The sequence below is a fragment of the Terriglobus roseus genome, assembly GCF_900105625.1.
Lineage (GTDB): Bacteria > Acidobacteriota > Terriglobia > Terriglobales > Acidobacteriaceae > Terriglobus > Terriglobus roseus_B.
On the sequence record NZ_FNSD01000001.1, the window covers coordinates 4,552,442 to 4,566,752 of the forward strand.

The window sequence follows — 14,311 nt, forward strand, 5'->3', positions numbered from 1 at the left end:
GTTGCACAAGTGCTGTTCGGCGCGGACGCTGCAGTCAGCGCGAGAAGATCCGCTTCCACAGGCTGGGCTTTTCTTCCGGCTCGTCTGGCTCGGAAAGTTGGAGGGGTTCCGGCAGTGGCTTGCCTTCGAAGACCATCATGGGATTCGTGACGCAGAGGCGTGTCGCCATTTCCTCGCCAAGGCGCTCAGACACCAGGCGGCGTGCGGCGCTCATGGTGGGCGTGCGTCGCTCCAGATCGTGTGCGTCCGTGGCGAGGAAGTGCACCGAGTTCTTCTTGAGCAGGGACCACGCGAGCGCCTCCGCCGTAGGGCCGAAGTCGCCCACCACGGATCCGGCCGTCACCTGCAGCAGAAGCCCGTTCGACACCCACTCCTGCAGCTTTCCGGGCGTACGCTGCAGGGTCACATTGCGTTCCGGATGCGTCAGAATGGGCGTCATGCCTTCGACGCGGAGGTTGTAAAGGATCTCATCGATGCGGTTCGAAATGCCGATGTCCGGCAGTTCGATGAGGAGGTATTCCTTCTCGTTGATGGTGTACCGGCGGTTGTGGAGGCGGGCGTCCTCGGTGTTCTCAAAGTTAAGGTGAAAATCGCAGCCCAGGCCCAGTGTCATCGCCGCTGCAACATTGGGCGGCAGCGTCTCGCGAATCTGCTGCAACAATCGCTCATTTCGAGCGCGGTCGTAGGGATAGCGGTCGTTTGCGTGCGGAGTGGCCACGACGTGGGTAAAACCGTCGTCCATGGCCATCTGCACCATCGCAACCGATTGCTCGAGAGACTTCGAACCGTCGTCGATGCCGAACAACAGGTGCTGATGGATGTCGACCATGCTGGTTTTCTCTAAGCTGCTAAGCCGTTTGCAGGCTGGCAATGAGCCCCTGAAATAGTTTGAGACCATCGGCTGATCCCAGCAGAGCCTCGCTGGAACGGTCGGGATGCGGCATCATACCGAGCACGTTACGGCCTTCACTCAGGATGCCGGCGATGTTCTCCAGCGATCCGTTGGGGTTCGCTTCCGGCGTGACCTCTCCCGTGGGCGTGCTGTAGCGGAAGGCGATACGGTCAGCCTTCTTTATCGCAGCAAGCGTTGCATCGTCGCAGAAGTAGTTGCCTTCCATGTGACCGATCGGCATCTGCACGACTTCGCCACGCGACAGCAGATGGGTGAACGGGGAGTCGCTCGTCTCCGTGCGAAGGTGAACCTGCTTGCAGATGTAACGCAGACCAGCATTGCGCATCAGCGCACCGGGCAACAGGCCGCTCTCACACAGGATCTGGAAGCCGTTGCAGATACCCATGACCGGGCCACCAGCGGCGGCAAATTTTTTGACCGATCCCATGATGGGCGCGAAGCGCGCAAGGGCGCCCGTCCGCAGGTAATCGCCATACGCAAAACCGCCGGGCACCAGGATAGCGTCGCAGCCCTGCAGGTCTTCCGACGCGTGCCAGAGGAACGTGACGGGCTGGTGCGCCACAGCGTCGATGACGTTGTAGGTATCGTGGTCGCAGTTGGATCCGGGGAAGACAAGCACACCGATCTTCATGGCTTCAAGGGTACAGGATGACAGCGCGTGTCTGTTAGGCCGGGTTACACTCGTGCGCATGATTCCGTCGCTTCGTCTGGACTTCAACGCGCGCTTCACCGACGAGAAGTACCGAAAGCTGCGCGCCGAGCTCGATCGCAGTACCCGCAGCGCCATCGACCTGCGAGTCTCGGAGACACCGGTCTTCCTGCCTGAAGCGATGGTGGCGGAGATGGTCAAGGCCGGCGCGGACATGACGCATCAGCTAGTAGGCAACACCGAATATCTGCGCATGGCGGAAGAGACGATCCCGCCGGCCTTCCGCGTTGCGCACACAGATGCACACCCAAACTTCATGACGGCGGATTTCGGTCTCGTGCGTGAGGCAGACGGCTCGCTGACCCCTCGGCTGGTCGAGTTGCAGGCCTTTCCGTCGGTCTACGGCTACCAGGCGGTCCTCGGCGAATGCTACAGGCATGCATTCGATCTGGACCCCAGTTTGAATCGATTCATTGGCGTCGATGAGGAGCAGTACTGGGAGGCAATGCGACACGTTGTCGTCGGAAATCACGCACCGGAAAACGTCATTCTGATGGAGGTCACGCCGGGCGAGCAGAAGACGCTGCCGGACTTCCGGGTCCACGAAGACCGGCTTGCCATCCGAACCGTCGACATCACCCACGTTCGACAGCGCGGTCCAAAGCTCTTCTATGACCGTGACGGCGTCGAGACGCCGATCGAGCGAATTTACAACCGCGCCATCGTGGACGAGATGCTCCGCAAAAACATTAAGCCAGGCTTTGACCTGACAGCAGACCCGGACGTCGGATGGGCCGGCCATCCCAACTGGTACTTCATGATCAGCAAGTTCTCGATCCCGTTCCTGGAGCATCCCTCAGTACCTCCGTCGGTCTTTCTGGACGAGTGGATGCGCGGCAAGCATCGGGACCGCCTCCCGTCCGACCGCGGGGAATGGATTCTGAAGCCGCTCTTCTCCTTCGCGGGTAAGGGGATTGAGTTTGCTCCCAGCGAGGAATTGCTGCAGTCCATCCCGGCGGAGCAGCGGCGAGACTACCTGCTGCAGCAGCGGATGCACTTCGCTTCGACGGTGGAGACGCCCTTCGGTCCAACGCAGGCCGAGATCCGCATCCTGTACATTTGGCCGGACGACGGGGATCTACGGGCGATTAACACGCTGGTACGCCTGGGCCGGGGCAAGATGATGGGCGTCGACCACAATCGCAATCAGTTATGGGTTGGAGGCTCCGCAGGATTTATCCAGACTTGACGATTCCGAACTTTCGACGTAGTGACCTGCGACTTTTGGGGTACACTTCTTTTTAGATGTGACTAGAGTAACCACTCCTTAGGTTTAACCATTGATGTTCTCCATGCCACCTGTCTCCATCCCGCCAAAGCCTCTCTCCGACGCAACCAACCCCATGCGGAACGCGGTGCGCTTCCCTCTGCGACTGAACGTGCATATCGACACGGACAACGGACCAGTGGAAGCAGTTACTGAAGATATCTCCGCCTCGGGTGTTCAGTTCGTCATGCCTTGGGCTCCGCCCATCAACAGTCGCCTGGCCTGGACTCTCGTCTTGCCTGGCGAAATCATGGGCTCGCCGGACGATGTGACGGTGAGCTGCGTGGGCCGCGTGGTCTGGCATCGACCGGGCATCGTGGGGAAACAAGTGGGGGTGGTGATTGATGGATATCGCATCGGAGAACTCGCGCGTGGATGAGCGGTCGCTGAACGAGATGCAGGAAGATGATGTGCCAGAGAACGGCATTCGCGTCATCCTTGCGGACTCGCAAGCGATCTACCGTGTGGGCATGCGCAAGATCCTGGCACTGGAAGATGACATTCGTGTTGTCGCGCAGGCCGAGACCTTGCTTAACCTTTACGCCGCGTTGCAGCGCTTCCCGGCCGACGTTGTCGTGCTTGAGGGCCACCTGATCACGGGCACAGTGGACGCCATCGCAGAACTTGTACGACGCGCGCCCAATTCCAAGATCATCGTGCAGGTTATTGAGAATGATGAGGCCGTCACCGTAGAGCTTTACCGGCGCGGCGTACGCGGTGTGGTGCCTCGTTCTATCTCACCGGATCTGCTGGTGAAGTGCGTGCGCAAGATCGCGGCAGGTGAGACATGGATCGACAATCGCTCCATCAATTGGGTCATTGAGGCGTATCGCTCGCAGGCCAGTGCATTGGTCAGCCCGCGTCCGCGTCCGCGCCTATCGCCCAAGGAAGTGGCGATCATCACCTGCATCACGCGTGGCATGCGCAACAAGGAAATTGCCTATCATGTCGGTACGACGGAGCAGGTGATCAAGAACTACCTTCGGAAGATCTATGACAAGCTGGGCGTGAGCGACCGCCTCGAACTTGCCCTTTACTGCATGCACCACCAGTTGCTGAAGCATTATCCGCAGGAAGCCGTCACGGAACTGGTCCAGTAATGTCTCGACTACTGCAAAAAGGCCCCGCATCTTGCGGGGCCTTCCTATTGCAGGGAATCTTGCGCCCTACTTGTTGATCTCGATATCGATGGTGAACTTCACCTCATCGCCGAGTACGGGCGGTACAAACTTGGGGTCCTGACCGAAGTTAAAGTTCTTACGGCTAAGCACGCCAGTAGCCGAGAAGCCGCTGAGAATCTTGCCATTCTGGCCGGGCTGCGGAGCTGCGGGCCCCTCTACGTCCAGTGTCACCGGCTTGGTCTGGCCGCCCAGCGTCAGATCGCCCACAATCTGCAGTTTGCCGTCACCGGCGCGCTTCACCTGCGTGGAACGGAAGGTCAGCGTCGGGTACTTTGCGACGTCGAAGAAGGTTTCAGACTTCAAGTGACCATCGCGCTTGGGCTCGCCGGTGTCCACGGTGTCCGTCTTCATTGTGGCTTCCACGTGCGACTTGGACGGATCCTTCTCATCCCAAACCACCGTGCCGGTTGCGCCGCCAAGCTTCCCGTGGACATTGCTCACGCCGAGGTGCCGGATGGTGAACTCTGCGCCGGAGTGAACCGGATCAATCGTCCATGTGGATGTCTGCGAAAACGCCGGCATGGCCACTGCAAGCGCGGCTACAGCAAATGCACTCATGAAGTTTTTCATTACTTCTCCCTTGGATCAAACTCTTCCTGCCACTCTATCGACGCACAGGCCGTCGAGTGGTTATAGCGATTCAGATGTCGATACAAAATACTTCGATGCAGAAATAATTTCTGCGGATCGGTTGATAGGAAGATTTGTCTCGCGTCCATGGCCCATGAGCCATTAGGATCGGACGAACCCCTATGGCAACTGGCATTGTGCAGCAATGGAAGACGCTCACGTCTCCTCAGAGAAACGCGTTCATCGCATGTTTTCTAGGATGGTCGCTCGACGCGTTCGACTTCTTCGTCCTCACCTACTGCATCAGTGCGATCGCCACCGACTTCCACGTCGGCGTGAAGGACGTGACGGAAGCGTTGTTTTGGACCCTGGTGATGCGACCGGTCGGCGCGCTCCTTTTTGGTGCGCTTGCTGAGAAGATCGGGAGACGGCCGACGCTGATGATCAACATCATCAGCTTCTGCGTCTTTGAAGTGGCAAGCGGCTTTGCACCTACACTGCACTCGCTGTTGATCTGCCGCGCATTGTTCGGCATTGCCATGGGTGGAGAATGGGGCGTTGGCGCGGCTCTGGCCTTTGAGACGTTGCCCGAAGAGAATCGAGGGTTCTTCAGCGGCCTGCTGCAGGAAGGCTATGTCATCGGCAACCTGCTGGCGGCCTCCGTGTACGGTCTGTTGTTCTCGCATCTGCCCCTCGCAGGCTCCGGCATGATGACGAACTGGCGTCTGATGTTCTTCATCGGTGCAGCGCCAGCGATCCTCGTTTTCTATATCCGCAGCAAGGTGGACGAATCGCCGGCGTATCTCGCTGGAAGGGCGAAGGCAGTCAAGCCTACGCTGAATCTCAGCGATGTCATGCGATACCTGCCGAACTTCATCTTCCTTGTATTGTTGATGACTGCGTTCACGTCCTTCAGCCATGGCACGCAGGATCTGTATCCGACGTTCCTGCAGAAGAACAAGGGATTTTCTTCCGGCACGACGGGTTGGGTGAGCGACGTCGGCCACATCGGTGCACTGCTCGGCGGCATCACCTTCGGCACGCTATCGGAACGTTGGGGCCGCAGGCGCTGCATTGTGATTGCGGCGTTGATGGCGATCCCCATGATCTATTTCTGGGCCTTCACCGCAGTCCCACTCATGGTTGCTGCAGGTGGCTTCCTGATGCAGTTCATGGTCCAGGGCGCATGGGGCATCATCCCCGCCCATCTCAACGAACTTTCTCCGGCGGCCGTACGTGCAACGTTCCCCGGTCTGGCTTATCAGCTTGGAAACCTGCTGTCGTCCCGCAATGGACCACTGCAGGCCTCAATGGCCGCGAAGTACTTCAAGGGCCAACTCGGTCCAGTGCTCGCAATCACCGTGGCCGTCGTGGCAATCGCGGTAAGCCTGCTGGCGGGCTTCGGTCGAGAGGCCAGGGGGCAGAGTATGCTCACGACGGACGACGTGGCGATCTAAAGGATGGGCGACGGAAAGGCGCTTACGGCCGAGGTTAGTGGGCGTGAGCAGTCCTGGAAATCTTGACTGGGTCGGACCACCGTGAGCAGTCTGGAAATCTTGACTGGTCGGACCACTTGGATAGGCCGATCGTCATTTTGGCCTGATTTCATGCGCTCGTTGGCCTTCTAGGACATTTTCCGCGAAAATAGAAGGACAGGCCCCTATGCCACGAATTCATTTCCAGCAACAGCTCGCTACGCTTAAGGACAAGCTCCTTGCGATGGCGGCACTTTCGCAGCAGGCTCTCGAACTCTCGGTCGAGGCGTATCTGCAGCGCGATACGGGTCTGTGTGATCACGTACAGGACATTGAGGCAGCGATCAACGCCGCAGAACGTGCCGTGGGCGAGATGGCCTACGAGCTCCTGGCGAAGGAGCAGCCCATGGCGATGGACCTCCGCTTCATCATGGCGGTCATTAAGATCAATGGCGATCTGGAGCGCGTCGGTGATCAGGCAGTAGCGATCGTCAAGCGTTGCGGTGAATTGCAGAAGTTCGATCCCAACGCTGGTCCTGAGAATCTGCCCGGAGACATCGCGCAGATGGGCGTCATTGCCGTCAAGATGATTCGCCGCGCAATTCGTTCGCTGCTGGAAGGCGATCCCGTACTTGCCGAGAAGGTTCTCGATATGGACGACGAGATCGATCGTCTGAACCACGAGACACAGGCCGCGCTGCGCGATGAGATGATGCGTCGCCCTGAAGTCACTGAGAACGCTCTGAACTCCATCATCGTTGCGCGCAACCTCGAGCGCAGCGCCGACCACGCCACCAACATCGCGGAAGATGTCATCTTCTGGGTGCGCGGTTCGGATGTACGTCACAAGGCCGCCACGGCGACCGTCCTACAGTAACGAACCATTCAGCCGGGAAGGCATTGGAAGCGAAGAGTATGGCAGACGAAGTAGTGAACCCGACCAACGCATCGCACATCGTAACGCCCGTGGACGCAGCGGCGCCCATCAAGCCTGTGAAGGAAACGAAGGCACAAAAGAGCGAGCGCCTGAAGCTGGAGAAGAACCCGTGGGAGACGTGGTCTGAGGTTCGCCAGTTTGCGCGCGAGGGCCGCGAGGCTGTGCTGCCGGACTGGGCAAACTTCTACTTCAAGTGGTGGGGAATCTATACGCAGGGTGACGGCGTCGGCGCGGTTGGCGGCGTGGGTGGCGAAGGCAAGGTTACCGAATACTTCATGATGCGCGTTGGTATCCCCAATGGCATTCTGACCAGCGAGCAGACCCGCGTCATCGCTGACATTGCGCGCGACCATGGTCGCGACCTGGCTGACATCACAACGCGTCAGAACATCCAGTTTCACTGGCTTACGATTGAGTCGCTGCCGCTGGTGGTCGATGCTCTGTCAGCCGTTGGCCTGACCCCGAAGGGCGCCTGCGGCGACGTGGTCCGAAACGTCACGGGCTGCCCGCTGGCCGGACTGCACAAGCATGAGTTGATCGATGCGGCACCGCTGGCGCAGCGTGTTGCAGCGCACCTTACCGCGCACCCGGACTTCGTGAACCTGCCGCGTAAGTTCAAGATCACCATCACCGGCTGCCCGGAGTGGTGCTCGTACCCGGAGATCAACGACATCGCACTCACCGGCGTGGAGCGCACGGTCGATGGCAAGCGTGAGGTTGGCTACTCCGTTCGCGTGGCGGGTGGCCTGTCGAAGGATCCGCATCTCGCGATCCGCCTGAATGCGTTCATCAAGCCGGAAGAGGCGGAAGAGGTCTGCTACAAGATCACGGAGATCTTCCGCGATCAGCAGGGTTCGCTGCGCGAAAGCCGCACGCACGCCCGCATGAAGTTCATGTTTATCAAGGATGGCTGGACGGCCGAGAGCTTCCTGGCGGAACTGAACCGCAAGCTGGGCTACGAGCTTGATGCGGCGCCGGATGAAGTTGTTCCCGATGATCTTTTCCGCGACCACACGGGCGTGTTGCCGCAACAGCAGGATGGCCTTTCGACCGTAGGTATTACGGTCCTGCGTGGCCGCCTGAGCGCGAGCCAATTGCGCACACTTGCTGACCTGGCCGATGAGTTTGGCAACGGCGATGTGCGCTGCACGATTCAACAGAACATCCTGATCGTGAACGTTCCGAACGAGAAGGTACAGCCGCTGATCGCGCGCATCAACGCGCTCGATCTGCATGTGGACGCGACCAACTTCTGGCGTGGCACCGTTGCCTGCACCGGCACGGAGTTCTGCAAGCTCGCGATCTCCGAGACGAAGGGTTTCGCACGCTGGCTGGTGGACGAGATGGAAGACCGCGTCCCCAATTTCGATCAGCAACTGCGCATCAATGTCACCGGCTGCCCGAACAATTGTGGCCAGGCGTGGATCGCGGACATCGGCCTGGAAGGCAAGAAGATCAAGCACGAAGGCCAGATGGTGGATGCCTTCTACTTCTGCCTGGGCGGTGCGCTCGGTAAGCACGCCGGCTTCGCTCGTGCCGTGGGATACCGTGTTCCCGCGACGGAGGTGCCGGTGGCGATGGAGCGTTTGCTGAAGACGTACCTGAAGGACCGCACACCGGAAGAGAATCTGCGCCAGTACTTCGCACGCTTCAGCGACGAAGAGCTGCGCGGCCAACTCGCCGGAGCCGTCGTCGCGGCAGTCGAACATGACAAGCCGAGCGGACGTCCGCCGGCAGACGCATAGAAAGCACCGGTGCACAACCGTCTCGGGTGCCTGACGAGACGGTAAGAATTTGGGGCCCCATTCTTTCGCGGCTGTATCGCGAAAAGGGTTGGGTATCGCGCACACAGCGCGACCCAATGATCCAGGCTGGGCCTTTCCGCTCAGGAGGAAATCTGATGTCACTCTTCCCGATATTCCTGAAGCTCACCGCACGCCGATGCCTCGTCGTCGGCGCAGGGTCGATCGCGGAGTCGAAAATCCAGAGCCTGCTGGACGCCGACGCGGATGTGACTGTCGTCGCAACGCGAGTCTCGCCGAAGGTACAAGAGCAGGCGGAGAGCGGCGAGATCAAGCTGCACCTGCGGGAGTTCGTTGAGAGCGATCTTGAAGGGAACTTCCTTGTCGTTGCTGGAACCGATGTGCCGGAGGTCAACCGCGCGGTCTTTGCCGGTTGCGAGCAGCGCAATATCCTGGTGAACGCGGTCGATGATCCACCGTATTGCGACTACTACTTTCCATCGATCGTGAAGCGCGGTGATCTGCAGATTGCCATTTCGACTGCAGGCGAAAGTCCGGCACTGGCGCAGCGATTGCGTAAGGAATTGAACGCGCAGTTGCCGTTGGATCTTGGTCCCTGGCTGATGGAACTGGGCCGTCTGCGCCGCGAAGTGTTGGGTATGGAACCGCTGGGCGAGCCCCGCAAAATGTTGCTGCACCAACTGGCGCAGCGCGAAGTCTGCGGCGCCGAGGCTTGCCCGTCCCGGGAGATGGCTCGGGCCCATGCGCGTGAGAACTATCCGGAACGCAATCCGCAACTGGTGGAGAAGCGATCGTGAGCGCGCAGAAGGGAACCGTCTACCTCGTCGGAGCCGGCCCCGGAGACCCCGACCTGCTGACGCTGAAGGCTGCTCGACTGCTGGCGACAGCGGATGTTGTGCTGCACGACGACCTTGTGCCTGATGCAATCGTCGCGATGGCCAATCCGCAGGCCCTGATCACCAGCGTGGGAAAGCGGTGCGGACGGCCACGCATCACGCAAGCCGGAATTCACGAATTGATGATCGACTCTGCACGCCGCAACCTGAGCGTTGTGCGTCTGAAGTCGGGTGACCCGCTCGTCTTTGGGCGCGCCGCGGAAGAGCTGAATGCATTGACGGAGGCGGACATTCCCGCAGAGGTTGTGCCGGGCGTCTCTGCCGTCTTCGCTGCGGGAGCCGCGCTGCAACTGCCCCTGACCGACCGGCGCACCGCTTCGAAACTTATCCTGATCGCAGGCCAGCATGCCGCGGACAAGTCCGCGCCGCCGCCGATGTGGAATGGTCCGCTGCCGGAAGACGCAACGCTGGCAATCTACATGCCAGGAAGAAATCTCTCAGCGCTTGCCGAGGAGATGCACAAGAACGGAGTTGCCGCAGATATGCCGTGTGTGGCCATCTCATGTGCCGCAACTCCACGGCAACGCGCAGATGCTGCGACGCTCTCCCACTTCAGTGAACTGCAGCCCGGTCCGGCGCCGCTGCTCGTCTTGATCGGGCGCGCAATGCAGCCCATGCTGCGAACGGCAAACGACGAGGCCGCGCATCGTGCGATCGCCGAAGTGATCTCGACACTGAGTCTGTAGTCTCCGCTACTTCACACGCTTCGCTGGGATGACTGACTCCGGTACTTCCGCCGTGGGCAGGTAGCCATAGAGCAGATACTGCTGCCGACGTTCGCGAAACTTCCAGAGATCTTGTTCCCATGCAGCAGCAATGTCGTGCGGATCCTTGCCTGCGGCGAGAGCCTGCATGGTGGCGTCGTTGGCAATGATCTTCTTTGCGTTCGTAAAGGAAAACTGCGTTGGATACTGTGCGTGCACGGCGCTGAGTAACTCGGCACCCATCGCGGGCGCGTCGAAGCGGGTGCGGTCGGTTACGGTCGCACGCACGCCGTGAATCGTCTGTCCTGCGAAGGGGTATGGCTTTGTTGGGGTGAAGGTGACGGGCGCGAAGGTGATGCCGATCAACTTGCGCGCATTGAGCGTGTCAGCCAGCTTCTGCGCCTCAGCGTCGGTCGCGATCCAGGCCGCGCCTACCTGCTCGAAGGGAGCGTCGGTGCCACGGCCGACGGATAGGTTCGTCATTTCGGCGAAGGCGATGCCGGTATAGGTGGTGGCCGCTGACAGGCTCTGCAGGTTCGGCGATGGATTCACCCACGGCAGGCCGGTCTGGTCGTACCAGAGGCCGCGTTGCCAGTTCTGCATGGGCACCACGGTCAGCTTCGCACCCAGATGCCGTTCGCCGTTGAAGTAGCCGGCGAGCTCGCCCATGGTGAGGCCCAGTGACATTGGCTCGTCACCGTAGTTGATGTAGCTCTCCGTCCCAGGATCGCTCTTTGGCCCGGTCACCATTACGCCGCTGATAAGTGCGGGGCGGTCCAGTACGACGACTGGCGTACCTGTCTTTGCAGCGGACTCAAGCACATAGGCCATCTCGGTCTCGTAGGTGTAGAAGCGAGCACCCGCATCCTGTAGATCGATGAGGATTGCGTCCAGCTTCTGCAGGTCTTCCGCCTTGGGTTTCCGGTCTTCCAGCTTCGCGCCGTAGAGCGAGACCACGGGCAGTCGCGTCGCCGCATCGACCGCGTTGCCCAGGCCCTCTTTGTCTTCTGCTCCGAGGATCCCGTGCTCTGGTGCGAAGAGGGTTGTCAGCTCCAGACCATTCGATTTTTGCGCGGCGAGCACGTCGATGGTGCGCTTGCCGTTACGATCCAGGCCTGTGTTGTTGGTGAGCAGACCCACCCTCAGATGGCCAGCCATGCGCGAGGGCAAGGCGTGCAGCGTGCGGAAGTTCGTCGCTTCCAGGACATCGATGCCGGTGAGCGTCTGCTTGTCAGCGAGCGGCTTGTCCAGCAGAAGCGCGCGTGCGGCTGCGGTTGCGAGCTTACCGCGCAGGGGCGTAATCGCGGCGCGACCACGGGGGTGCACGGCGTTCGCCAGCAGGATCACGTAGCTATCGCTGCGTGGGTCCATCCAGATGCTGGTACCGGTAAAGCCTGTGTGGCCGAAGCTGCCGACCGGGTAGATATCACCGCGTGGGCGTGAGAAGGGCGAGTCAACATCCCACCCAAAGGCTCGCAGCCCCTTTGCGCCCGTGGGCTGCTCAGGCCGGCACATCAGTTCCAGGGAAGATTGCTTGAGAGGGAAGGTACTCGGCCGGCCTGCGAGTCGGTCCAGCAACGCCTGCGCGAAGAGCGACACATCCGCCGCGGTCGAGAAGACACCTGCATGACCGGCAACACCACCCATCCGGCGAGTGGTGGGATCATGGACCTCACCGCGCAACAGGCGATCGTCTGCCATTGGCTTGTCATCGTTGTGTGCGGTGGGTGCGATCATCGGCTTCAGATTGGCGGACGGATTGTAGGTCGTGTGCACCATACCCATTGGTGCAAAGACGTGTTTCGCAGCGTAGACATTGAGAGGTTCGCCGCTTAGCTTCTCCACGATGGCGCCGAGAGTGATGAAGTTGATGTCGGAGTATTTAAACGTCAGGCCCGGAGGCCCATAGGGAGCGGACTCCATGGCACGCTTCACGCCCTCTACCTTGCCGCTCCATGCATCGGTCAGCGACACGTCTTCTTTCAGACCGCTGTAGTGCGTCAGCAACTGGCGGATGGTGATATTGCTCTTGCCGTTCGCGGCAAACTCCGGGAGGTACTTCACGACGGGATCGTCGAACTGCAGTTTGCCGGCTTCGTACATCTGCATGATGGCGACCGAGGTCGAGATGCACTTGGAGAGCGACGCCATGTCGTAGATGGTGTCTTCGCTGGCTGGTTCAATTGCGGGATCTTCCGCGCGATTGCCGTAGGCCTTGTGGAAGACCACCTTGCCGCCGCTGCCGATGACCACGACGCCACCGGGCAATAACTTCGCCGCCAACCCGGTCTGCATCACCGACTCGACCTCGCTGAAGTTGTAAGTCTGTGCGCCTGCGGCACCGGTGCCTGCGAACAGGATCACCAGCGCGGTAGTAACGGCTGCGCGCTTGTGCTTCGTGACCATACTTGCCAGTGATCCGACGACGAACGTCGTTACGGAGCCCAGCAGGACATACCAGGTATAAGCGATCTTCGACAGCATGAAGCCTCGGATGTGCAGCGATGGCACTGGAAGAATGGTTGGCAGAAACAGCGCCAGGTTCAGCGTGAACCCGACGATCAAGCCCGTGACCGCACCGGCCTGCGTGGCGTATTTCGTAATGGTGCCCAGGAGGAAGACGCCGAGTAGTGCGCCGTAGGCGACGGATGCGATGGAGAGGCCAAGTTCGACCACGTGTCCCTTGCCTCCGGCCTGTACGGAATAGATGGCGATGCCGATCAGGATCGCTGCCCAGAAGACCGTCGCAACACGCGAAAGCAGGTTCCGTTCCTTGTCGGTCGCGTTGGGTTTCAGGTGCAGATAGAAATCGATGATGGTCGTCGACGACAGCGAGTTCAACGCTGCCGAAAGGTTCGACATGGCCGCTGCAAGGATCGCTGCGATCAAAAGGCCAGCGATGCCAACGGGCATCTGCTGCACGATGAAGGCAGGGAAGAGCCGGTCCGATCCTTTGACGGTGAGCAGTGCCGGGTGCTGCCCATAGAAGACGAAGAGGCCAGCGCCAATGACGAGGAAGAGCGTGAATTGGAGGAAGACCACGCCACCACTGGCCAGCAGGGACACGCGCGCATCGCGCAGGTTCCTGGCTGCCAACAGGCGCTGCACCATCAACTGGTCGGTACCGTGCGAGGCCATCGTGAGGAAGGCGCCACCGATAAGACCGGCCCAGAAGGTGTAGGTCGTCGTCAGGTTCATACCGAAGTTGAAAACCTGAAGCTTGCCCGCAGCGCCGGTAATGGCATGGACGGTCGTCCAGCCTCCGTCGATCTTTGAGCCAAGCGTGAAGAGTGCGATGACGGTGCCGCCGACGTACAGGCCCATCTGCACGACGTCGGTCCAGATAACGGCCGCCATGCCGCCCTCGAAGGTGTAGACCAGCGTCAGCAGGCTGATGATCACGATACTGGCTATGTCGTTCGTGCCGATAGCGATGCCGACGACGATGCTGACCGCGTACACTCGCACACCCTCTGCCGCAGCGCGCGTCAGCAGGAAGAGGCCAGCCGTAACCTTATGCAGTACCCGGCCGAAGCGCTTGTCGATCAACTGGTAGGCGGTGAACAGTTCCCCATCGAAGTAGCGCGGCAGGAACAGGATGCAGATAAGAATGCGGCCGACCATGTAGCCGAAGACCAACTGCAGGAAGGTAAAGTTGCCGCCAAACGCGATGCCGGGCACGCTGATGATGGTCAGCGTGCTCGTCTCCGCCGAGACGATGGAGAGGGCAATCGCCCACCAGGGCACGCTGCGTTCCGCAAGGAAGTACGAGGCAAGGCTCTTATCGCCGCCTTTGCGAAAGCGCAGGCCGAAGAGCGTGATGCCCAGCAGGTAGACAACGATCAGAGCAAGGTCAAAGGCGTGGAGCCGTGTCGGCATACGTGAAAGTGTACTGT

At 60.2% G+C, this 14,311-nt stretch carries 12 protein-coding genes; 8 read left to right on the top strand and 4 right to left on the bottom strand.

What is annotated here, in order from left to right:
• Positions 1-34: 34 nt before the first annotated feature.
• Positions 35-829, bottom strand: coding sequence for a tyrosine-protein phosphatase (locus BLW03_RS18970; protein WP_074655539.1), 795 nt, complete (start codon positions 827-829; stop codon positions 35-37).
• 19 nt (positions 830-848) lie between these two features.
• Positions 849-1,544: a phosphoribosylformylglycinamidine synthase subunit PurQ gene (gene purQ / locus BLW03_RS18975; protein WP_074655540.1), complete on the bottom strand. Its 696-nt coding sequence runs from the start codon at positions 1,542-1,544 to the stop codon at positions 849-851.
• Positions 1,545-1,602: 58 nt separating this feature from the next.
• Here purQ and BLW03_RS18980 point away from each other — a divergent pair, with 58 nt between their 5' ends.
• The 3 genes from BLW03_RS18980 to BLW03_RS18990 all read left to right on the top strand — a co-directional run bounded on the left by BLW03_RS18980 (position 1,603) and on the right by BLW03_RS18990 (position 3,989).
• On the top strand, positions 1,603-2,811 hold the full coding sequence (locus tag BLW03_RS18980) for a hypothetical protein (protein ID WP_074656166.1): 1,209 nt from the start codon (positions 1,603-1,605) through the stop codon (positions 2,809-2,811).
• 103 nt (positions 2,812-2,914) lie between these two features.
• Positions 2,915-3,268: a PilZ domain-containing protein gene (locus BLW03_RS18985; protein WP_170835084.1), complete on the top strand. Its 354-nt coding sequence runs from the start codon at positions 2,915-2,917 to the stop codon at positions 3,266-3,268.
• 16 nt (positions 3,269-3,284) lie between these two features.
• Positions 3,285-3,989 carry a response regulator transcription factor gene (locus BLW03_RS18990; RefSeq protein ID WP_074656167.1) on the top strand — a complete coding sequence of 235 codons (705 nt, stop codon included), beginning with the start codon at positions 3,285-3,287 and terminating at the stop codon, positions 3,987-3,989.
• Between the two features lie 66 nt (positions 3,990-4,055).
• On the opposite strand, the gene BLW03_RS18995 is transcribed toward BLW03_RS18990, so the two are convergent.
• On the bottom strand, positions 4,056-4,628 hold the full coding sequence (locus tag BLW03_RS18995) for a YceI family protein (RefSeq protein ID WP_244502168.1): 573 nt from the start codon (positions 4,626-4,628) through the stop codon (positions 4,056-4,058).
• Between the two features lie 194 nt (positions 4,629-4,822).
• Here BLW03_RS18995 and BLW03_RS19000 point away from each other — a divergent pair, with 194 nt between their 5' ends.
• From BLW03_RS19000 to cobA, 5 genes are all read left to right on the top strand, one after another.
• The gene (locus BLW03_RS19000) at positions 4,823-6,097 is read left to right on the top strand and encodes an MFS transporter (RefSeq protein ID WP_074655543.1); all 1,275 of its coding nucleotides are present in this window, start codon (positions 4,823-4,825) and stop codon (positions 6,095-6,097) included.
• 205 nt (positions 6,098-6,302) lie between these two features.
• Entirely contained in the window at positions 6,303-6,992 is a 690-nt protein-coding gene (phoU, locus tag BLW03_RS19005) for a phosphate signaling complex protein PhoU (protein ID WP_074655544.1), read from the top strand.
• A 38-nt stretch (positions 6,993-7,030) separates the two neighbouring features.
• Positions 7,031-8,797, top strand: coding sequence for a nitrite/sulfite reductase (locus BLW03_RS19010; RefSeq protein ID WP_083350657.1), 1,767 nt, complete (start codon positions 7,031-7,033; stop codon positions 8,795-8,797).
• A 155-nt stretch (positions 8,798-8,952) separates the two neighbouring features.
• The gene (locus tag BLW03_RS19015) at positions 8,953-9,612 is read left to right on the top strand and encodes a precorrin-2 dehydrogenase/sirohydrochlorin ferrochelatase family protein (RefSeq protein WP_074655545.1); all 660 of its coding nucleotides are present in this window, start codon (positions 8,953-8,955) and stop codon (positions 9,610-9,612) included.
• Positions 9,609-10,397: a uroporphyrinogen-III C-methyltransferase gene (gene cobA, locus BLW03_RS19020; protein WP_244502169.1), complete on the top strand. Its 789-nt coding sequence runs from the start codon at positions 9,609-9,611 to the stop codon at positions 10,395-10,397. The genes BLW03_RS19015 and cobA overlap by 4 nt, the downstream gene beginning before the upstream one ends.
• A 6-nt stretch (positions 10,398-10,403) precedes the next feature.
• Here the strand turns inward: cobA and BLW03_RS19025 are convergent, their stop codons facing one another.
• Entirely contained in the window at positions 10,404-14,294 is a 3,891-nt protein-coding gene (locus tag BLW03_RS19025) for a sodium:solute symporter family transporter (RefSeq protein ID WP_074655547.1), read from the bottom strand.
• Between the last annotated feature and the right edge of the window lie 17 nt (positions 14,295-14,311).